The following is a 20,958-nucleotide window of genomic DNA, read 5'->3' on the forward strand; positions in this document are numbered from 1 at the left end:
ACAGTATTCGCAGATGAAAAAGAGAAAAATATTGTCGGAAAGCCTGATGACTCGTGATGAGTCACGGCCAGCGTCGCCCAGCGGCAAGGAGAAACAGCATGCGTATCTTGATCACTGGTGGCACCGGCTTTGTGGGGCAGGCCCTATGCCGTCTCTTGGCCAAGGCTGAACATTCACTGGCCGTCGTGTCACGTAATCCTGAGCGTGCCGAACGTGCACTTGGCGCTCAGGGCATAACCGTCACGGCAGCCGATACTCCGCTGGCCTTCAAGGACTGGCAGCCAGAAGCGATCGTCAATCTCGCCGGAGAGTCTATCGCCGGACGTCGCTGGAGTGATGCGCACAAGCGCGAGCTACGGGAGTCGCGCCTGAACATCACCGAGCATCTCGTGATGCTATGCGAGCAGCTAGCAGTCGAAGGACATCCGCCGCAGGTGATGGTGTCCGGCTCAGCGATGGGCTATTACGGCGCGCAGCCCAAAGCAGGTCAGCCGGGTGATGTCGAGATCGATGAGCAGGCCACGCCTCACGATGATTTCAATCATCGTCTGTGCCGTGATTGGGAGGCCGCTGCCATGCCAGTGACGGATAGCGGCGTTCGACTCGCGATCATCCGCATCGGGCTGGTGATGGAGGCGGATGGTGGCACGCTGGCCAAATTGCTGACGCCGTTCCGCTTTGGTCTCGGTGGACGACTCGGTGATGGTCGTCACTATATGCCGTGGATTCATCGCCATGACCTGATTCGCATCATCGAGCGCCTATTGACGGATACCACGCTGAGCGGTGCCTTCAATGCCAGCGCACCGCATCCTGTTACCAATATGGGGTTTACCCATGCATTGGCACGGGCACTGGGACGACCGGCGATCCTGCCGTTGCCGGCGACAGCGCTCAAATTAGGATTGGGTGAGATGAGCACGCTGTTGCTGGAGGGTGCGCGCATGGTGCCGGCTCGTCTGGAAGAGGCTGGTTTCCGTTTCGATTACCCGACACTCGACGTGGCGTTCGCCGATATCCTGGGCAAGGACTGAGTGGCCATGCGCTATACATGGCGTGATCAGAAGGGGAGTGGCGCTTCCAGTACCAGAGGTGCTTCGTCACTGTCGGGGGCTGGTGGAATCACCAGCCGTGCGGCATGTAGAAGTAGGCGGGGGCTGGCATTCAGTGCTGCGCCGCGTGCATAGAAGGCATCGCCGATGATGGGGTGGCCCAGTGCCAGCATATGCAGCCGCAACTGATGCGAGCGACCAGTGTGCGGTGTGAGCAGCACCCGTGAACAGGACAGCATCTGTGGTGTGCCATCCGGTCGCTTTCCCTCAAGTGCCAGGTGCTGCCCAACCTGATAGTGGGTCAGCGCGGATTTGCCCAGCGTGATGTCGACGATCTGCAGGGGGCGACGCGGCCAGTCACAGCGCAGTGGCAGCGCAATGCTGCCCTCTGCGGGGGTAAGGAATCCGGCGACGATAGCGACATAACGCTTGTCGATGGTGCGCGACTGAAACAGTCGTGACAGCCGTCGCTGCCCCTCGACATTGCGCGCGACCAGCAATACGCCGGAGGTGGCGACATCGAGACGATGTACCGCACGGGTGTCGCTGCTTAGCTGACACAGGCGCGAGTACACACTGTCGAAGCGAGACGGGTCACGGCCCGGCACTGAAGGTAGCTCGGCAGGCTTGTCGATCGCCCACCAGTCATCGCCAGCCGCCAGTAGCGATAAGCCCAGCGTTGCCACACGTTCACGCTCCTCTTGCAGGCGATTATCTTGCCAGCCTAGGTGATGAGAGGCATGGCCGGTGCTGGAAGTCGCGGGTGTCTGCATGAATATGCTCTTATCAGTGACAGTGAGTCATCGTGGTCATGACTGACAAGTCTGCAAGACCCGCCTGTAAAGGCAAGTGTGAAAAGACCCGCCCACAAAGACAAGCGCCCCGTCTGCGAGTGGCAGCCGGGGCGCTTGTAGGTGATGCGAAGAGCCTATCAGCGCTCGTGAGCATCTACCGTTACGATCACGCGTACGCTATCAAGGCGCAGGCGCGTGGTTTCGATGGCATTGTCGAGTGCAGCGCGTTCCTGACGCAGTGCTTCGAGTTCTTCCTCGCGGACTGCCGGATTGTGACTCGCCAGTGCTTCCAAGCGTGAAAGCTCGCTGGTCAGTTGCTCGCGCATCTGCTGCTGAGCCTGCTCGATGATGGTGGGCAGTTCACGCTCAGCTTCCTGCTCGGCATCGCTCATCAGCTTGCGTAGCGTCGCGTGGCTCTGCTTGATCAGGTCGCGCGCGACCGCCTTCTTCACTGGCTTGAGGTTCTTGGACAGGCCGCTGAAGGACACCTTGTCAGACAGGTTACTGCCCGTTTCATCCAGTAATACGCGGATGGCCGTGGGCGGCAGGAAGCGACCCAGGCGCAGACCCCGCGGAGCGGTGGACTGCGTGCGGAAGACGACTTCTGTCATCAGGCGGCCGCCGGGAATCGCCGGATGCTTGAGCAGCGCCAACGCGGTATTGCCCATCGAGCCATCAATGATGCGAACCAGCATCTCGCGAACCAGCGGGTGTTCCCACGACAGGTGATGCACGTCTTCACGGGACAGTGCGGTCGCACGATCGCTGGTGACGCTGAAGCCTTCCTCGCCCTTCACTAGTCCTGGCAGGCCATCGAGCATGTGCGGGCCCGGTGCCAAGTAGGTAATGCCATTGCCGAGGTCGCGGCTCTCGATGCCGAAGATATCGAAGGCGCGTTCCAGGTAGCCCGGTAGTGCCTTGTCGTTATCCAGCGTCTTGATGGCTGCGATGACTTCTTCAGCGCGCTCATGGCGACAGGCATTCAGCTCCAGCAGGCGGTTACGGCCTGATTGGCGCTCTGCCTGCAGCGCATCGAAGCGTTCGCGCGTCTGCTCAATGATGCTGTCGACTTCTTCGCTATCCAGCAGCGCCTCTTCCAGCGCGTCACCAAACTGGGCATAAAGCTCACTACCGATGCCGTGCGGGGCACTGAAGGAGTCCATGCCGTCACGGAACCAGCGCAACAACTGAGCGCCCGGTGAGCCTTCAAAGACAGGCACGTGGATCTCGATCGGGAACAGTTGGCCGATACGGTCGAGACGACCGATGCGTTGCTCGAGCTGATCCGGGTGGACCGGAAGGTCGAACATTACCAGATGGTGACAGAACTGGAAGTTACGGCCTTCAGAGCCGATTTCCGAGCACACCAGCAGCTGCACGCCTTCTTCTTCGGAGGCGAATGCAGCAGCAGCGCGGTCACGCTCGACCAGGCTCATGCCTTCATGAAATACCGGTGCGTGTACACCGCCCAGCACGCGTAGTCCTTCAGAAAGCTCACGAGCGGTGTCAGCGGTGTGGCAGATCACCAGCGCCTTCTCGTGGCCGAGGTCTGTCAGTGTTTCCAGCAGCCACATCACGCGTGGGTCGATTTGCCACCACGGCTCGGCGTTCATGCGGTCATCTGGCAGTGCGCGATACATCTCGTCGAGGAACAGCACCACTTCGGGGTGGTTCATGCCGGTCTCGATCAACAAGTCATCGAGATAGTCTTCGTCGCGTTCCAGCTTGCGCACGACACGACGATAGGAGGAGGGTAGTTCCAGCTCATGGACGTGCAGGCGACGTTCGGGGAAGCCTGCGACGTGGCTGCGTGAGTTGCGGAACATCACACGGCCAGTGCCGTGGCGGTCCAGCAGCTGATCGCGCAGTTGACGGCGTGCACTATCACGCTGGACGTCGTCGGCATCCACGTCCATCAGCGTGTCAAGCAGGGCGCGGCTGTCGCTATCGTCCAGCATGGCAGTGAGGCTTTCCAATCCGCTCTGGTCGCTCGGCAGTGCTTCCAGCGCATCGATGGCGACGGCGACAGCGACGTAGCCCTGTTCTTCGGCTTTGAAGCGCGCGATGTCGTGATAGCGCTCCGGATCAAGCAGGCGCAGGCGGGCAAAGTGGCTCTCAAGCCCCATCTGCTCCGGCGTGGCGGTCAGCAGCAGCACGCCAGCGGTCTGGCGAGCCAGTGATTCGACGCAGGCATAACCCGGGCCGACCTTGTCTTCGCTCCAGTCGAGGTGATGGGCCTCATCGACAATCAACATGTCCCAGTCGCACGCCGCGGCTTGTACCTGACGTGATGGGTTGGCGAACAGCCAGTCCTGACTTGCGAGGATGATCTGATTGCCTTCGAAGGGGTTGCGCGTGCCGTAGGCCTTGCACTGCTCTTCATCGAGCAGTGACACGTCCAGCGAGAAGCGGCGCAGCATTTCGACCAGCCACTGGTGAGTCAGGCTCGCCGGCACCAGAATCAGCGCGCGACTGGCGCGGCCACTGAGCAGCAGGCGATGCAGGATCAGGCCGGCTTCGATGGTCTTGCCGAGCCCGACCTCATCGGCCAGCATGACGCGCGGCGCATGACGGCGCGAGACTTCATCGGCGATGTAGAGTTGGTGTGGCACCAGATCGACCTTGGGACCGGAGAGGCCAAGTGCAGGGCTCTGCTCGACACGATGGAAGTGGCGCAGGGTGCGATAGCGCAGATCGAACCAGTCATTACGGTCGACCTGGCCGGTCAGCAGGCGGTCACGTGCCTGGTTGAACTGCATCTTGTCGTTCAGGCGTGCCTCGGAAAGCTCGATGAGCTCACCTGTGGTGTCACCACTGCGCTCGCAGATGTAGATGATCTGACCGCGCACCTCCTTGAAATCGTCCACGATGAGCCATTCGCCATCGTCGGACTGGATGCGATCACCACTACCAAAGGCAACCCGGGTCAGGGGAGCCTCGCGGAGACTGTAGGTGCGGGTTTCTTCGCTGGCGGCAAAGAGGACGGTGACGGTGCGGAAATCGACATTGAGAATGGTGCCAAGACCGAGATCGGCCTCGCCGTCACTGATCCAGCGCTGACCGGGAATGAAATCGCTCATGATGCCTCGGGGTAGGACAAAGACGGGAATCGGGAATACAGGGGCGCGGTATCTTAACGGATCGAAGCCCGTGGCTTAAGCGCCTTTTGTCTTTGTCGTGCGTCTTTGGCATTTCGGCATCAGGAAAAGCGGTCTCTTTCCGGCTGTCAGGGGCGGAGTGATGGTATTCGCGTTAGTGTTTCTCTGGCAGCAGGGTATCCAGTTGGGCGCGACTCAGTTCGCCGATATGGCGCTCGATTAGATGTCCTTCGCCATCAAATACCAACGTCGCCGGTAAACCCTGAGCTTCTGCCAGCCCCATCAGCTGCATTGCGGGGTCGAGTAGCGCATATTTCAGGTTCAGCTGCTCACCTTTCAAGAAGCGTGACACGGCGAGGGGTTGCTCGCCCTGATTGGCCAGCACGACCGTCACCCCGGGATGCGTGTCAGCTTCAGCTAGCAATGGCATTTCGCGACGGCAGGGCGGGCACCAGGTGGCCCATAAATTGACGATGACGCGCTCATTGTGGATCGAGTCGAGTGCCACAGGACGTAGGTCAATATGATTGAGAGTGATGGCGGGCATGCGATCGAGAGATGAGTTGCTACCCAGTGGGTTCAGCTGCTTGAGACCTAGGAATGCGGTCAGGCCGAGCGTCAGGCTGCCGAGCGCAATGACCTGCAGTAGTATCCCCTGACGTCGCAGCAACCACAGGCTGGCGAGTGCGGCGAGAACTAGCCCGCCAATCATGTGATAGCCCGGTTGCCACAGCTTGAGAATATCAAGAGGTGCGCCTTGATAGCTCGACCAGTGCAGTGTGACATAGGTCAGGCGTGCCCCGATGACCCAACCGATCAGTACACGGTTGAACCAGCGCGACAGGCTAAGTGGTGCGGAGGAGAAGGCAGCTGATGATAGTGCTGGCGCGCGAACGCGCTTGAGCAGCCAGATCAACAGGGCGAACTCGCCCAGCATCAACAGCGCTGCCAGGAATGCATAGAGGCGTTCGACGGAAATCAGGGCGGGGCCCAATGCAATGGCATCCATGCGGAGTCTCCTTGGGAGAGCAGCAGGTCATGAGGCAGGCAGCCTCACTCTGGTGAGCGCTGCAGATGAGGTTCTCGAGTATGCGATAATTGGCGTACTGGGACATCCACGTCCTCGATGCTGTCATTACCGGCCAAGGACTTCAGAATGCTTTCACACCATTATGACCGCAGTCGTGCGATCGCCGTCGCCAGTCAGGCCGCGGGATTGATCGCCATCGTGGCATTGGAAACCTGGCTGGGTGATGACGCCCGTCCGTGGCAGGGGCTAGTGTTCGCGCTGATGCTGGCCTGTGGTCTCGGGCTCGCGCTGCGCAGCTACTATCAAAAGCAAAAGGCCCGCCGCGAACGGGAGCATGCCGATCACGAGCGGGCCTTGAAAGCTGGCGATGGCGACTAACCTGAATAGTGGGGTGGAGTGGTGGGCTTTGATGTGAGCAAGAGGCTCATGGCTGTAAGCGGAAGCCGTCACGCTCCATGCAGAACTGCATCAATCCACGCTTTTCATTATCAGACTTATCAGACATGCCAATTTCATAGCGACAGCCGGCATAGGCGTTATGCACCTGTGTGCTGGACGTGCCGTCTTTCCCCCATTGCGCTTGAGGTGCGGCGCAGGCAGTGAGAAGCCCTGCAAGCAGGAATGGTAGAGCAAGGCGCAGCGTTGGCATGTGAGCATCCCTGATGGATGTGAGGCTATCGTTCGGACAACAAAAAAGCCGCTGATCAATGATCAGCGGCTTTTTCAATAATATGGTCGGAGTAGCAGGATTCGAACCTACGACCTCTGCCTCCCGAAGGCAGCGCTCTACCAAGCTGAGCTATACTCCGATGCGTCGTGAGCTTGTCTCGACGGAGGTGAATTATACGCAGAGAGCTTTTGTTTGCAAGCCCTTGAGGGCAAAAACTTTTGTGCCGTTCTCGGGTGCTCAGATAAGAGGCTGGCAGTGGGGCTGGAATTGACTTCCGGACCTGCCTGCCTCTTGTGATTTCTGGCGCTCGTCAGGCCTGGCGGCCGACGCTGAGGAGTGCGATCCGCTCTAGGCTGGCACGGAACTCATTGTCAGGTAGTGCCTCGAGTTCTACGAGCGCGTTATCCGCCATTTCCTGGGCGCGACTGCGAGTGTAGTCGAGGCCGCCAGTCGCACGGACGACTTCCAGCACTTCGTCGAGCTGCTCCAGCCCTCCTTTCTCGATAGCACCACGCACCAAGCTGGCCTGCGCTGGGCTACCAACCTGCATGGCGCGAATCAAGGGTAGGGTAGGCTTGCCTTCGGCGAGGTCGTCACCGACATTCTTGCCCATGGTCTTGGCGTCGCCTTGATAGTCGAGCAAATCATCGATCAGCTGGAAAGCAAGTCCCAGGTAGCGGCCGTAGTTCTGTAGCGCACTGACCTGCGCCGGTGTGATCGCCGCGTCAGCTTCCTTGGCGAGTACTGCGCCGGCATGGGCAGCGGCCTCGAACAGCATGGCGGTCTTGCCGTGGATGGTCTCGAAGTAGGCTGCTTCATCGATGTCGGCATTGCCGATGTTGGTGAGCTGCAGCACCTCGCCCTCAGCGATGGTACAGGTCGCGGCAGAAAGAATTGCCATCACCTCCATCGAACCGACTTCGACCATCATCTGGAAGGAGCGCGAGTAGAGGAAGTCGCCGACCAGTACCGATGGCGCATTGCCCCAAGTGTCGTTGGCGGTAGAGCGGCCGCGGCGCAGGCTGGATTCATCCACGACGTCATCATGCAGCAGTGTCGAGGTGTGCATGAACTCGATCAGCGCTGCCAGGCTGACGTGCTGCTCGCCTTGATAGCCTAGCGCTCGTGCGGCTAGCAGTACCAGAACCGGGCGCAGGCGCTTGCCACCACTCTGGATGATGTACTGTCCGATGGTCTGGACCAGCGGCACGCGCGATTCGAGCTGCGCGAGGATAGTGCGGTCAACGGCGGCGAAGTCATCTGCCACTGCCGCGTGAAGGGTCGATGCGTCGGCTTGCATGAGATCGTCGTGCCCGTAGCGAGAGGTGAGGCCGCCGTAGCGTGCCGTTTGGCGGTTATGCTATGGGGCACCTCTATGGGCGTCAAGGCGCGCGCCCGCGCAAGGACGCTGGCTGGCGGTGGGCAAGAGGTCTTTGGCTTGACATTGCTTGTCGAACGCGGCACGCACCGCTATAATACGCGGCCGTGGCTCATCACGCTCCCTGTCAGATGGCTCCAGAAGGGGCGCCACTCGCAGCAGGTCACCCAAGAGCACACCCTTAGATGAGCCCGATGGAGAGAATCATGTACGCAGTTATCAAGAGCGGTGGCAAGCAGTACCGCGTTCAGGAAGGCGAGACCCTGAAGCTCGAGAAGCTTGAAATCGCCACTGGTGAAACCATCCAGTTCGACGAAGTCCTGATGGTCGCCGACGGCGACGACATCAAGGTCGGCGCTCCGCTGGTTGAAGGTGCCAAGGTTGCTGCAGAGGTCGTGTCTCACGGCCGTGGCGACAAGATCACCATCATCAAGTTCCGTCGCCGGAAGCACTCCATGCGTCGTGCTGGCCACCGTCAGTGGTTCACCGAAGTCAAGATCACTGGTATCTCTGCTTAATTGCAGTGCTACCCACCATAGGAGAATTATCCAATGGCACATAAGAAGGCGGCGGGTTCTACCCGCAACGGTCGCGATTCTGAATCCAAGCGCCTTGGTGTGAAGCTGTTCGGTGGCCAAGCAGCCATCGCCGGCAACATCATCGTGCGTCAGCGCGGCACTCGTTTCCACGCTGGTACTGGCGTTGGTATCGGCAAGGACCACACTCTCTTCGCACTGTCCGACGGACACGTGAAGTTTGAGGTCAAAGGTCCGAAGAACCGCAAGTTCGTCAGCATCGTTTCTGCCTGAAACGTCTGACAGCTTACGCAGACTGGCCGATGCCCCGGTATCGTGTGACAGTCTGCAAGGAAGCCCCGCTCAGGCGGGGCTTTTTTGTCGCATGACGGCCCGGGTCGTCGTCAGGAGAGAGCAGCATGCAGTTCCTTGATGAAGCGTCGATCATTGTCGAGGCCGGACGTGGCGGCAATGGTTGCATGAGTTTTCGCCGAGAAAAATACGTGCCGCGCGGTGGTCCCGATGGGGGCGATGGCGGGCATGGTGGCAGTGTTTATCTGATAGGGGATGACTCGCTCAATACCCTGATCGATTTCAAGTTCCAGCGCTATTATCAGGCGGAAAGCGGTATCGCTGGCCAGGGTAGCCAGATGGCGGGCCGAGCGGGTGAAGATTTGCTCGTCAAGGTGCCGGTCGGCACGACGGTGATCGACGAGGAAACGCTCGAGATGATCGGTGATGTGACCGAAGTCGGTCAGTTGCTGTTGGTCTCGCAGGGCGGTCGTCGTGGATTGGGTAACATCCACTTCAAGTCCTCGACCAACCGTGCGCCGCGCCAGACCAGCAAGGGTACCTGGGGTGAGCGTCGCAGCCTGCGTCTCGAGATGAAGGTGATGGCTGACGTTGGTTTGCTGGGCATGCCGAATGCCGGCAAGTCGACGCTGATCCGCGCCGTCTCTGCTGCCAAACCCAAGGTCGCCAACTACCCATTCACGACCTTGGTGCCTAACCTCGGTGTCGTGAAGATCGGTAGTCACCAGCACTTCGTGATGGCCGACATTCCCGGCTTGATCGAAGGCGCTGCTGACGGCGCTGGCCTTGGCCTGCGCTTCCTCAAGCACCTGACGCGCACGCGCTTGCTGCTGCACGTGGTAGATATTGCGCCTTTTGACGAGAGTGATCCGGCCTATGCGGTTGAGGCCATTCTCAAAGAGCTCAAGAACTTCTCGGCGGCACTGACCGAGTTGCCGCGCTGGCTGGTGATCAACAAGGTCGACCTGCTGGCAGAAGAAGATCGTGATGCGCTGGTCAAAGATCTCGTTGAGCGTCTTGGCTGGGAAGGCGAGCTATTCGTCATTTCGGCAGCCAGTGGTATCGGCACTCAGGACCTGGTTCAGGCAGCACACCGCTGGCTGGGCGAGCATCGTCTGCACCTGGCGGAAGATCCTGATGCTGCCGAGGCGCATGCCGCACTGCTTGCGCGCATGGAGAATGAATCTCTGGAGCGCGTTGAAGAGCGTCTGACGCGTCGCAAGCGCAAGAAAGATGATGAAGTAGAGGACGATGACGACTTCAATGAAGACGATTACGACGTCGAAGTCGAATACGCGCCCTGAGCCTGATGTGCTTTGACGCATAAGCTCTCTGAGTCTTGTGCTTCCTGAGCGTATGGTCGCATCGGTACGTATCAAACGCCCCGCCTCGAGCCTTTTGGTTCCGAAGTGGGGCGTTGTCATTTCAGTGGCTTCACTTTTTGACCTCGGCCGAGGGAGAGATGACAGCAGGCGGGCGGGAGCGGACAATGCCGGTAGCTTAAAGAGCATGTGTCAGGGCGACAGGCCCATATCACAGGAGGAAGTGCGGTGGCGGAACAGCAGGCGGCGGGAGTGGAAGCAGCGGGGAGTCAAAAGGGGCGCGAAGCGCTAGCCAGTGCGCGCCGAATAGTGGTCAAGATTGGCAGTGCACTGCTGACCGACGATGGTCGCGGGCTTGATGATGCCAGCATCGGGCGCTGGGTTGATCAGATAGCCACTCTGCATGCGCGCGGTATCGAGGTGATCGTGGTGTCGTCCGGGGCTATCGCCGTGGGCATGTCGCGGCTCGGTTGGACGGCTCGCCCCAGTGGCGTGCATGAGCTTCAGGCCGCCGCTGCCGTCGGCCAGAATGGCCTGACCCAATGTTACGAAGAGCACTTCCAGCGTCATGGCCTGACAACCGCACAGATTCTGCTGACCCACGATGATCTCTCCAATCGCAAGCGCTATCTGAATGCACGCTCTGCATTGAGAACGCTGGTCGAGTTACGCGTGGTGCCGGTGATCAACGAGAACGATACCGTGGTCACCGATGAGATTCGCTTTGGTGACAACGACACGCTCGGTGCGCTGGTGGCTAACTTGTTGGAAGCCGATGCACTGCTGCTGCTCACGGACCAGGAGGGATTGTTTGATGCCGATCCGCGCCATGATTCTTCAGCCAAGCTGATCGAAGAGGCGCAGGCGGATGACCCTATTCTGGTCAAGGTGGCTGGTGGCGGCGGTCTGCTGGGTCGTGGCGGCATGGCCACCAAGGTGCGTGCAGCGCGTCTGGCTGCACGGAGTGGTGCACTGACCGTGATTGCCTCTGGCCGTCAGCCGGAAGTGATCACGCGTCTGGTCGCTGGCGAGCGATTCGGCACGCTGTTGCTGCCAGAGCATGCGCCGATTGCGGCGCGCAAGCGTTGGCTGGCAGGCCAGCTACAGGTGCGTGGCACTCTGACGTTGGATGCCGGGGCCGTGAATGTCCTGACCACTCGTGGCTCTAGCTTGCTGCCGGTGGGTGTGAAGAAGGCTGAAGGTAGCTTTCGTCGCGGCGACATGGTGCAGTGCGTTGATGAGTCAGGCGTGAGGATTGCCAAGGGGCTGGTCAACTACAATGCAGAGGATGCCGGGCGAATTCTGGGGCTGCCAAGTCATCAGATCGAGGCAGCGCTGGGCTATATAGAAGCCCCTGAGCTGATTCATCGCGATAACCTGATCGTGCTGTGAGATATGGCTATGCTGGCGGTAGGCATGTGCTGCCTGTCGCTAGCGATCTGGCGGCCGGTCATGCTAGAATTTGCCGTCCTGTCGGGTGCTGGTCCATCCCGATGGCGAAGACTTGGTGGGGCTTCCACGCCAAGTCGCTGATTTTCCGAATGCTTTCCGAAGTATCAGGTGAGACATTTGGGAAGTGATCGGACTCGCTGTCGCATCGCGACAATGTCTTCCAAATTCAAGTTCATGAGTATGCGCCCAAGGGTGGACTCATAAGGAGCATTTAAAGTGGCAAATACTAAGCAGGCACGTAAGCGCGCTCGTCAGTCTGAAGTTCGTCGTCAGCACAACTCCGCACAGCGTTCTGCCGTGCGTACCGGTGTCAAGAACGTGCTGAAGGCTGTCAAGACCGGCGATCACGCTGCGTCCATGGCCGCTTTCAATGTCGCGCAGAAGGTCCTCGACCGTTACGCCGACAAGGACATTCTGTCCAAGAAGAAGGCCGCTCGCGTCAAGAGCCGTCTGAACGCACGCGTCAAGGCACTGGCTGTCTAAGACGTGTTCGCGTAAAAAAACCGGCTTCGGCCGGTTTTTTTGTGTCTGTCTATCGTGTGGCATGGCGATCATGTGCGCCGTGCAACGACATAAAGCGTCGAGAAGTCCCGTGAAGATCGTGTCATGACAGGGAATCGAGAGAGGTGTCAGGGTGAGCAAGCCGCAGGATGAGTCGCCCGCTGCAGGGAAGACCGCTACGCAGGCAAGTGCACAGGGTGAGACCGCTTCAGGCGATAGCCTGCCGGTGCGCGCCGGACTGTTGCGCTCGGGGATGATCGTCAGCGTGATGACGATGCTCTCTCGAGTACTAGGGTTGGCACGCGATGTCATCATTGCCAGCTTGCTCGGAGCGGGGAGTGGTGCAGATGCCTTCTTCGTCGCCTTCAAGATTCCCAACTTCATGCGTCGCCTGTTTGCCGAAGGGGCTTTCAATCAGGCCTTCATTCCGGTGCTTTCCGAGTACGCCACTCGGCGCACGCGCGAGGAGGTTCGCGAGCTGCTCGATGCGGTCAGCGGTAGTCTCGGTGTTATTCTGGCACTAATTACCGCACTGGCTATGCTATGTGCGCCTTGGCTGGTGTGGGTGTTTGCGCCAGGCTTCAGTGAAGATGCCGGTAAGCTCGCTCTCACTGGTGAAATGCTACGACTGACCTTTCCCTATTTGCTGCTGATCTCGCTGACGGCCTTCTCTGGTAGTGTGCTCAATACCTGGAATCGCTTCGCGGTCCCTGCGATTACTCCAGTTCTGCTTAACCTGAGTTTGATCGGAGCCGCCTTGCTGTTAGCGCCACGCTTCGAGACGCCGGCCATTGCGCTGGCATGGGGAGTATTGATTGCGGGGTGTGTTCAGCTGTTGTTCCAGGTGCCCTTTTTGCTGCGCCTGGGGCTGATGCCCAAACCGTGGCCTAATTTTGCGCATGAAGGGGTGCGGCGTATTCTGAAGCTGATGACGCCGGCGTTGTTCGGGGTCTCGGTCTCGCAGATCAATCTGCTGCTTGATACGGTACTGGCGTCGTTCCTGGTCACGGGTAGCGTGTCCTGGCTTTATTACTCGGACCGTCTTGTCGAGCTGCCACTGGGCATCATCGGCATTGCGATTGGTACGGTCATTCTGCCGGCGCTCTCCAAGCGGCATGCCGAGCAGTCGCTGGAGCACTTCCAGAAGATGCTCGACTGGGCGCTGCGCTCGGTATTATTGATCGGCGTGCCGGCAGCGTTGGCGCTGGGGGTACTGGCGGAGCCGCTGTTGATTACGTTGTTCCACTATGGCGCGATGACCGACAATGATGTCGTGATGTCGGCCCAGAGCCTGCGGGCCTACAGCTTCGGGCTGCTGGCCTTCATGCTGATCAAGGTGCTGGCGCCGGGCTTCTATGCGCGGCAGAACACCAAGGCGCCGGTGAAAATCGGCATCATCGCCATGATTGCCAATATGATCTTTAACCTGATATTGATCGGGCCGCTGGCGCATGCTGGGCTTGCATTGGCCACTGCTCTGTCAGCCTTTCTCAATGCTGGCTTACTTGCCCGGGGCTTGTATCGCGAAGGCGCACTTCGATTCCAGCCCGGTTGGGGGCGTTACTCACTGACCTTGCTTGGCGGTTGCGTGCTGATGGGCGGCGGGCTGATGTGGCTGTCACCAGACTGGACGACCTGGCTTGGTTGGGGCCTGTGGGAGCGCTGTGCGATGATGGGAGCATTGGTGGTGGGCGGCATATTGGCGTATGGCCTGTGGTTAGGGCTTTGTGGTGTGCGTCCGCGACACTTCCGCATGCAGGGCTAGCAGCTGGCCTTGCGTGACCTCGCGTAGAGTCCGCTGTGCACTTCGGCGGACGTTCTGTTCCCGTTGATTTTCGCTTACGGGGCTTGTGGTGGCTGTCAGCGCCGCGCCCCTCCGCTATAATCGACCTCTTTCGGCGGCTTGTGTGATGCACGCATGGACTTGATCAGAGGACTGCACAATCTCGCCCGCCTGCGCAAGCAGGATGGCAGCCGCGGCTGCGTGGCCACCATCGGTAATTTTGATGGTGTTCACCTCGGGCATCAGGCGATTCTGGAACAGCTCCGGGAACGTGCGGCAGCTTACGGCCTGCCGGCGACGGTCGTGGTATTTGAACCACAGCCGCGCGAGTTTTTTGCCGGTGCCAAGGCGCCGCCTCGTTTGACGCGGCTAGCAGATAAAGTACGCCTGCTGGCACAGCACGGCGCTGAACGCGTGCTATGCCTGCCCTTCAATGAGGCGCTGCGTTCACTGTCGGCTCGCGAGTTCATCGAGCAGGTACTAATTGATGGCCTTGGGGTGCGTCACCTGGTGGTCGGTGATGATTTCCGCTTCGGCTGTGATCGTGCCGGCGATTTTCCACTACTGGAGCGCATCGGTGCGGCCGAAGGTTTTGCGGTGGAGCATACCCGCACCTTCGAGGTCGCAGATGAGCGCGTCTCGAGCACCCGGGTACGCAAGGTACTGGCCGATGGCAACATGACGCTGGCCACTGAGCTGCTGGGGCGCCCCCACTGCTGGCAGGGCCGTGTGGTTGCGGACCGCCAGCTGGGACGTACGCTCGGCGTACCGACCGCTAATCTACCGCTGCCGAATGCACCGCTCTCGGTGTCCGGCGTCTATGCGGTAATAGCGCATCTGGCTGACGGGCGCTCCTGTCCAGCGGTGGCCAATATTGGCTGGCGACCCACGGTCGGTACGCCGCGGCCGGTACTCGAAGTCCATCTGCTGGACTTCTCGGAAGATATTTATGGTCAGCGATTAGGTGTGAGCTTTTGCGCTTTCTTGCGGGGCGAGATGCGTTTCGATGGTCTCGATGCCTTGAAGGCCGCGATCTACTCTGATATTGCGCTGGCTCGGCGCTTCTTCGCACTGGCAGCGGGTGATACACCGGCTGTTGATGAGCGTGAGATGCACCACTGCATTACCTCGATGGCTGACCTGCCGCTGGCCAGCTGTCCGCTGAGCGCGCTGATGACGCGTGCTCAGGTGACACCCCTACACGGCACTGCTGAGGTGTCTGATTCCACGGCTCGGGAAGCGCAGGCTTCCCGCCCCCACGACGGCTGACCCGAAAGGCTATGAGCGACTACAAGCACACCCTGAATCTGCCCGATACCGACTTCCCGATGCGTGGCAATCTTCCCAAGCGTGAGCCGGATCAACTGGCACGCTGGAGCGAGATTGACCTTTACGCGCGTCTGCGTGAAGCAGGCAAGGGCCGTCCGAGCTTCGTGCTCCACGATGGCCCTCCCTATGCCAACGGCAATATTCACATCGGTCATGCCGTCAACAAGATTCTCAAGGACATCATCGTCAAGTCCAAGACGATGGCGGGCTTTGATGCGCCGTACGTGCCGGGTTGGGACTGTCATGGTCTGCCCATCGAGCACAAGGTCGAGACGACCCACGGCAAGCATCTCGAGTCCGAGAAAGCCCGCCACCTGTGCCGTGAATACGCCGGTGTTCAGGTCGAAGGCCAGAAGCATGAGTTCATTCGTCTCGGCATCGTCGGTGACTGGGGCAACCCGTATCGCTCCATGGACTTCGCCAATGAAGCCGGCGAGATCCGTGCGTTGGCCGAGATGGTCAAGGGCGGTTTCGTCTTCAAGGGCCTGAAGCCGGTCAACTGGTGCTTCGACTGCGGTTCTGCGCTGGCGGAAGCCGAAGTCGAGTACGCTGACAAAGCCTCTGATGCCATCGATGTTGCTTTCACTGCCGATGATTCGGTGGTGCTGGCCAAGGCCTTCGGGCTCGAGTCACTGAGCAAGCCGGCCGCCGCCGTGATCTGGACCACCACCCCGTGGACCATCCCGGCCAACCAGGCGCTCAACGTTCACCCGGACTTCGTCTACTCGCTGGTCGATACCGGCGAGCGCCTGCTGGTGCTCGCCGAAGAGCTGGTCGATGACAGCCTGGCGCGCTTCGGTCTGAGTGGCGAGACGCTGGCGACCGTCAATGGTGCGGCGCTTGAGCTGATCAACTTCCGTCATCCGATCTACGATCGTCTGTCGCCGGTCTACCTGGCTGACTATGTCGAGACAGGTGCCGGTACCGGTATCGTCCATTCCGCGCCGGCCTATGGCGAAGACGATTTCCATACCTGCCGTCGCTATGGCATGGAATTCGATGAGATCGAAAGCCCGGTGCAGGGCAATGGTGTTTATGTACCTGACCTGCCGGAATTCGGTGGTCAGTTCATCTGGAAGGCCAACCCGAACATCGTCGCGCGTCTCGAAGAGCTTGGCGCACTGATGGCCCACGAGAAGATCACTCACAGCTATATGCACTGCTGGCGCCACAAGACGCCGGTCATCTATCGTGCAACAGCGCAGTGGTTTGTCGGCATGGATATCGCTGGCTCCGACGGTGTGACGCTGCGCGACAAGGCGTTGTCTGCCATCGAGGAGACTGCCTTCATTCCTGCCTGGGGTCAGGCGCGCCTGAAGAGCATGATCGCCAACCGTCCTGATTGGTGCATCTCGCGTCAGCGTAACTGGGGCGTGCCGATCCCGCTGTTCCTGCATCGCGCGACTGGCGAGCTGCATCCCAACAGCGTCGAGCTGATGGAAGCAGTCGCGGACCGTGTGGCCGAGAAGGGCATTGATGCCTGGTGGGCGCTCGACAACCAGGAGCTGCTGGGTGACGAGGCTGAGCAATACGAGAAGGTTACCGATACGCTGGACGTGTGGTTCGATTCCGGAACGACGCACTGGCACGTACTGCGTGGCTCACACCCGCATGGTCACGCTGAAGGCCCGCGTGCCGATCTGTATCTGGAAGGGTCGGATCAGCACCGTGGCTGGTTCCACTCGTCGCTGCTGACTGGTTGTGCCATCGATGGCCATGCCCCGTACAAGGCACTGCTGACGCATGGCTTCACTGTCGATGCGCAGGGCCGCAAGATGTCCAAGTCGGTCGGCAACGTCGTCGCGCCGCAGCAGGTGATGGACAAACTGGGCGCCGATATTCTGCGTCTGTGGGTGTCATCCAATGACTACTCCGGCGAAATGGCGGTGTCGGATGAGATCCTCAAGCGTACCGCCGATGCCTATCGTCGTATCCGCAACACCTCGCGCTTCCTGCTGTCGAATCTGAACGGATTCGAGCCAGCGCGTGATGTGGTGGCCTTCGACGACATGCTGGCGTTGGACCAGTGGGTAGTCGACCGTGCCGCTCAGTTGCAGGCGCGTGTTGAGCTTGCGTATGAAGAGTATCGCTTCCTCGATATCTATCAGCAGGTGCTGACCTTCTGCTCGCGTGAGCTTGGGGGCTTCTATCTGGATATCATCAAGGACCGCCAGTACACCACGCAGCCGGATTCATTGGCGCGTCGTAGCTGCCAGACCGCGCTCTATCATGTGATCGAAGCGCTGGCACGCTGGATGGCGCCGATTCTCTCCTTCACCGGGGAAGAGATCTACGCCAACATTCCGGGCCCGCGCAAGGACACCATCTTCCTCGAAGAGTCCTACACCGGCCTGACCACGCTTGCCGACGACGCTGCGATGGGGCGCGAGTTCTGGGAGCAGGTGTTGCACGTCAAGCAGGCGGTCAACAAGACACTGGAAGCGGCGCGTAACGAGGGTATGGTCAAGAATGGTCTTGCGGCTGAAGTGACGCTGTTCGTCAATGATGAGCTCAAGACACTGTTGGCCAACCTCGGTGATGAGCTGCGCTTCGTGATGCTGACCAGCGGTGTTGAACTGGTCGCACTTGAGTCCGCAGGTAGCGATGTCGTTGACACCGAAGTGGCTGGCTTGAAGGTTGCCGTGAAAGCGAGCGAGCATGCCAAGTGCGAGCGCTGTTGGCACCATCGCCCGGAAGTTGGCACGCTGCTGGAGCACCCGACACTGTGTAGCCGCTGCGTGACTAACCTGCCGGACGGTAACGGCGAGACTCGCCACTTCGCGTGATCGACATGATGCGGTAATTGCGCCGGTCGTTTTATTGATCGACGCCATCGAACGCCGGGCTCAGGCCCGGCGTTCGTGTCTTGCAGCTGTAGGCCAATTTCATGGGTGGATGTCTCAGGCATCCCCGACAGGAAGGCAACATGACTTCTTCTACTCAAGACCCCGCCAGCGATACGCCGTCAGCAGCCAACCTTCCGATGCGCTCGCCATTGCGCTGGTTGTGGTTGTCTCTGACCATCGTGGTGCTGGATCTGGCGACCAAGTGGCTGGCCAGTAGTTCGCTGGTCTACGGGCAGGCCAATGAGGTACTGCCGATCTTCAATCTGACGCTTTTGCACAATACAGGGGCAGCGTTCAGCTTTCTGGCCGCTCATGATGGCTGGCAGCGCTGGTTGTTTGCCGGTATTGCCGTCGTTGCGGCCGTTGGCCTGAGTATCTGGCTGACTCGCCTCAAGCGTCACGAAACCTTCACGGCGCTGGGCATCGCGCTGGTACTGGGTGGCGCACTGGGCAATCTCTATGACCGAGTCGTGCACGGCTACGTGGTGGACTTCCTGTCCTTCCACTGGAACGGTGCCTTCTTCCCTGCCTTCAATGTGGCGGATGTCGGTATCAGTCTGGGTGCCGTGGCACTGATTATTGAATCCTTCCGTAGCCGCTCTGAATGAGTGGCCAAGTCGAGGTCGACATGAGCGAGCATCGTATCGCCGATAATATGGAGGTCAGCCTCCACTTCCGTCTACGTCTGGAAGACGGCACCGAGGTAGATTCCACCTTCGACAAGACGCCGGCTACCTTCCAGGTCGGTGACGGTAACCTGCCGCCGGGCTTCGAACGTCCGGTCATGGGCATGGCAGCCGGAGAGACGGGCAGTTTCACCGTCACGCCGGAGCATGCCTTCGGTCAGCATAACCCGCAGAATGTGCAGGTCGTGTCGCGCAAGAACTTCGATGAAGAGATCGAGGTCGGCATGGTGATGTCCTTCGCGGAGCCTTCCGGCTCTGAGCTTCCGGGTATCATCCGTGAAATCGACGAGCGTGATGTCAAGGTCGACTTCAATCACCCGCTGGCCGGGCGTACCCTGACCTTCGAGGTCGAGGTGTTGTCAGTCGCCCCCGTGACCACGCACTGAGTCTTCTTTCCTCAGGTGCGCTCTCCGTGAGTGCTGCCTGCCATCAAGCGGAGCCTGTCATGCAGATCAAGCTGGCCAACCCGCGCGGTTTCTGCGCCGGAGTGGATCGCGCCATCGATATCGTCAACGGGGCCCTCGACGTGTTCGGGCCACCGATCTATGTGCGTCATGAGGTGGTCCATAACCGCTTCGTGGTCGATACGCTCAAGGATCGTGGTGCCATCTTCGTCGAGGAGCTTCACGAGGTGCCCGATGACGTCATCGTCATCTTCTCGGCGCATGGCGTGTCGCGTGCTGTTCAGGAAGAAGCCGAACGTCGCAATCTAAAGGTCTTCGATGCGACCTGCCCGCTGGTCACCAAGGTGCACATGGAAGTGCTGCGCTATGCGCGCAAGGGCCAGGACTGTGTGTTGATCGGTCATGCTGGGCATCCTGAGGTCGAAGGCACCATGGGGCGCTACGATACTTCGAAGGGGGGAACGATCCATCTGGTCGAGGACGAGGCTGATGTGCAGCGTCTAGAGGTCAAGGATCCTTCTCAGCTAGCGTTTGTCACTCAGACAACCCTGTCGATGGACGATACCGCCAAGGTGATTGATGCGTTACGTGAGCGCTTTCCGGCGATTCAGGGGCCGCGCAAGGACGACATCTGCTATGCCACGCAGAACCGTCAGGATGCCGTGCGCATGCTGGCGGAAGCGTGCGATGTCGTGCTGGTGGTCGGTAGTCCCAACAGCTCCAACTCCAACCGTCTGCGTGAGCTGGCAGAACGCATGGAAACGTCGGCATGGTTGATTGATGATGCCGCGCAGATCGACGCTAGCTGGTTTGAGGGTATCGGTAGTATCGGAATCACTGCAGGGGCGAGCGCGCCTGAAGTACTGGTGCAGGGCGTGATTGATCGCCTGATGGTGTTGGGAGCTTCCGCTCCACAGGAGCTTGATGGGCAAGAGGAGAACATCGTCTTCTCCATGCCTAAAGAGCTGAAGGAGCGTCTGATCGCATCGGATCAGATTCGTGAGTTGTAACCTTAAGTAAGCTACTTCTCATGCAAAAGCCGCGACTCTGTCGCGGCTTTTTTTATGTCATCTCCCCGAAATCAGCCGAGCAGCTTGGGGTTTTTCAGTTGTCAGGAAGCGCTTGTCGGTGCCGGATCGTTGATGTGGTAAGGAAGAATTGAAAAAAAATGTAATGCTCGGTTACTAAAATGATACATAATGGGAGCATGGTTCGTACTCTGGAGAATTGCTCATGCTCGGTCTTCCTTCCCACTCCGGTGTCATTAGTGCGCACGCACGACGTGGCAAGGCGGGGGTGTGTGAAGGGATGACGAAGAGAGGAGTGCAGGGCTTCACCTTGATCGAGCTGATGATGGTCGTCGCGATTATCGGAATTCTGGCAGCCGTCGCCGTGCCGTCTTATCTCGGTTATGTGGAGCGTAGTTGGCGCTCTCATGCCCAGCAAGCTCTAGGTCAGCAGGCAAGACAGCTACATGGTTTTTACTACCAGAATTTCTCCGAGGCCCCTGTCAGTGAAGGAAACCTGCCTGCGGACGGTGTCAGTAGAATCGAAGATGGCGGCGGGAATCTACGCTATATCGTGTCGTATCGCAGTCTTACGCCGACCGCATTTGTGCTCCAGGCTACACCGCAAGGTTCTCAGCTTAATGATGATTGCGGAATATTGTGGATGGATGAGGCCATGAATACCGGAGCCGAAGGCGGAGGGCGGTGCTGGTGATAAAGGAAAGATCTGACTCCCGACACAGGGCCTGGAGGGAACACCTTTCGAATAGACCCGAGCG

19 protein-coding genes and 1 tRNA gene are annotated in these 20,958 nt (G+C 59.5%); 14 read left to right on the top strand and 6 right to left on the bottom strand.

What is annotated here, in order from left to right; all coding sequences use genetic code 11:
- The first annotated feature begins 98 nt into the window (after positions 1–98).
- On the top strand, positions 99–1,034 hold the full coding sequence (locus CFN46_RS16345; protein ID WP_024952766.1) for a TIGR01777 family oxidoreductase: 936 nt from the start codon (positions 99–101) through the stop codon (positions 1,032–1,034).
- A 26-nt stretch (positions 1,035–1,060) separates the two neighbouring features.
- Here the strand turns inward: CFN46_RS16345 and CFN46_RS16350 are convergent, their stop codons facing one another.
- From CFN46_RS16350 to CFN46_RS16360, 3 genes are all read right to left on the bottom strand, one after another.
- Complete coding sequence (locus tag CFN46_RS16350; RefSeq protein ID WP_088744166.1) at positions 1,061–1,825, bottom strand: RluA family pseudouridine synthase; 765 nt, start codon at positions 1,823–1,825, stop codon at positions 1,061–1,063.
- 158 nt (positions 1,826–1,983) lie between these two features.
- Positions 1,984–4,926, bottom strand: coding sequence for an RNA polymerase-associated protein RapA (gene rapA, locus CFN46_RS16355; RefSeq protein WP_088744167.1), 2,943 nt, complete (start codon positions 4,924–4,926; stop codon positions 1,984–1,986).
- Between the two features lie 172 nt (positions 4,927–5,098).
- Positions 5,099–5,953 carry a TlpA disulfide reductase family protein gene (locus tag CFN46_RS16360; RefSeq protein WP_088744168.1) on the bottom strand — a complete coding sequence of 285 codons (855 nt, stop codon included), beginning with the start codon at positions 5,951–5,953 and terminating at the stop codon, positions 5,099–5,101.
- A gap of 147 nt (positions 5,954–6,100) precedes the next feature.
- On the opposite strand from CFN46_RS16360, the gene CFN46_RS16365 reads away from it, so the two are divergent.
- Complete coding sequence (locus CFN46_RS16365) at positions 6,101–6,352, top strand: hypothetical protein (protein WP_024951598.1); 252 nt, start codon at positions 6,101–6,103, stop codon at positions 6,350–6,352.
- Positions 6,353–6,398: 46 nt separating this feature from the next.
- Here CFN46_RS16365 and CFN46_RS16370 read toward each other — a convergent pair whose 3' ends face one another.
- The 3 genes from CFN46_RS16370 to ispB form a co-directional block, all read right to left on the bottom strand.
- A complete protein-coding gene (locus CFN46_RS16370) occupies positions 6,399–6,701 on the bottom strand; it encodes a hypothetical protein (RefSeq protein WP_141103677.1) in 303 nt (100 codons plus the stop codon).
- Between the two features lie 5 nt (positions 6,702–6,706).
- A tRNA-Pro gene (locus tag CFN46_RS16375) sits at positions 6,707–6,783 on the bottom strand.
- A 171-nt stretch (positions 6,784–6,954) separates the two neighbouring features.
- Positions 6,955–7,944, bottom strand: coding sequence for an octaprenyl diphosphate synthase (gene ispB / locus CFN46_RS16380; RefSeq protein WP_088744169.1), 990 nt, complete (start codon positions 7,942–7,944; stop codon positions 6,955–6,957).
- Between the two features lie 284 nt (positions 7,945–8,228).
- On the opposite strand from ispB, the gene rplU reads away from it, so the two are divergent.
- The 12 genes from rplU to CFN46_RS16445 all read left to right on the top strand — a co-directional run bounded on the left by rplU (position 8,229) and on the right by CFN46_RS16445 (position 20,894).
- Entirely contained in the window at positions 8,229–8,540 is a 312-nt protein-coding gene (gene rplU / locus CFN46_RS16390) for a 50S ribosomal protein L21 (protein ID WP_024951594.1), read from the top strand.
- 33 nt (positions 8,541–8,573) lie between these two features.
- Entirely contained in the window at positions 8,574–8,831 is a 258-nt protein-coding gene (rpmA, locus tag CFN46_RS16395) for a 50S ribosomal protein L27 (protein WP_024951593.1), read from the top strand.
- A 125-nt stretch (positions 8,832–8,956) separates the two neighbouring features.
- Entirely contained in the window at positions 8,957–10,153 is a 1,197-nt protein-coding gene (gene cgtA, locus CFN46_RS16400) for an Obg family GTPase CgtA (protein WP_024951592.1), read from the top strand.
- A 246-nt stretch (positions 10,154–10,399) separates the two neighbouring features.
- Positions 10,400–11,563: a glutamate 5-kinase gene (gene proB, locus CFN46_RS16405; RefSeq protein ID WP_024951591.1), complete on the top strand. Its 1,164-nt coding sequence runs from the start codon at positions 10,400–10,402 to the stop codon at positions 11,561–11,563.
- Between the two features lie 276 nt (positions 11,564–11,839).
- A complete protein-coding gene (gene rpsT, locus CFN46_RS16410; RefSeq protein WP_024951590.1) occupies positions 11,840–12,106 on the top strand; it encodes a 30S ribosomal protein S20 in 267 nt (88 codons plus the stop codon).
- Positions 12,107–12,350: 244 nt separating this feature from the next.
- Positions 12,351–13,889 (top strand): murein biosynthesis integral membrane protein MurJ, encoded by a 1,539-nt coding sequence (gene murJ, locus CFN46_RS16415; RefSeq protein ID WP_254918526.1) that lies wholly within the window; start codon positions 12,351–12,353, stop codon positions 13,887–13,889.
- A gap of 153 nt (positions 13,890–14,042) precedes the next feature.
- Positions 14,043–15,176, top strand: coding sequence for a bifunctional riboflavin kinase/FAD synthetase (ribF, locus tag CFN46_RS16420; protein ID WP_024951588.1), 1,134 nt, complete (start codon positions 14,043–14,045; stop codon positions 15,174–15,176).
- 11 nt (positions 15,177–15,187) lie between these two features.
- Positions 15,188–18,022, top strand: a complete 2,835-nt coding sequence (gene ileS / locus CFN46_RS16425; protein WP_024951587.1) for an isoleucine--tRNA ligase — start codon at positions 15,188–15,190, stop codon at positions 18,020–18,022.
- 140 nt (positions 18,023–18,162) lie between these two features.
- The gene (gene lspA / locus CFN46_RS16430; RefSeq protein ID WP_024951586.1) at positions 18,163–18,690 is read left to right on the top strand and encodes a signal peptidase II; all 528 of its coding nucleotides are present in this window, start codon (positions 18,163–18,165) and stop codon (positions 18,688–18,690) included.
- Positions 18,691–18,710: 20 nt separating this feature from the next.
- Positions 18,711–19,154: an FKBP-type peptidyl-prolyl cis-trans isomerase gene (gene fkpB, locus CFN46_RS16435; protein ID WP_024951585.1), complete on the top strand. Its 444-nt coding sequence runs from the start codon at positions 18,711–18,713 to the stop codon at positions 19,152–19,154.
- Between the two features lie 59 nt (positions 19,155–19,213).
- Positions 19,214–20,182 carry a 4-hydroxy-3-methylbut-2-enyl diphosphate reductase gene (ispH, locus tag CFN46_RS16440; RefSeq protein WP_024951584.1) on the top strand — a complete coding sequence of 323 codons (969 nt, stop codon included), beginning with the start codon at positions 19,214–19,216 and terminating at the stop codon, positions 20,180–20,182.
- Positions 20,183–20,405: 223 nt separating this feature from the next.
- Entirely contained in the window at positions 20,406–20,894 is a 489-nt protein-coding gene (locus CFN46_RS16445) for a type IV pilin protein (protein WP_024951583.1), read from the top strand.
- Positions 20,895–20,958: the final 64 nt, after the last annotated feature.

The organism is Cobetia sp. QF-1 (assembly GCF_002213105.1).
GTDB lineage: Bacteria > Pseudomonadota > Gammaproteobacteria > Pseudomonadales > Halomonadaceae > Cobetia > Cobetia crustatorum.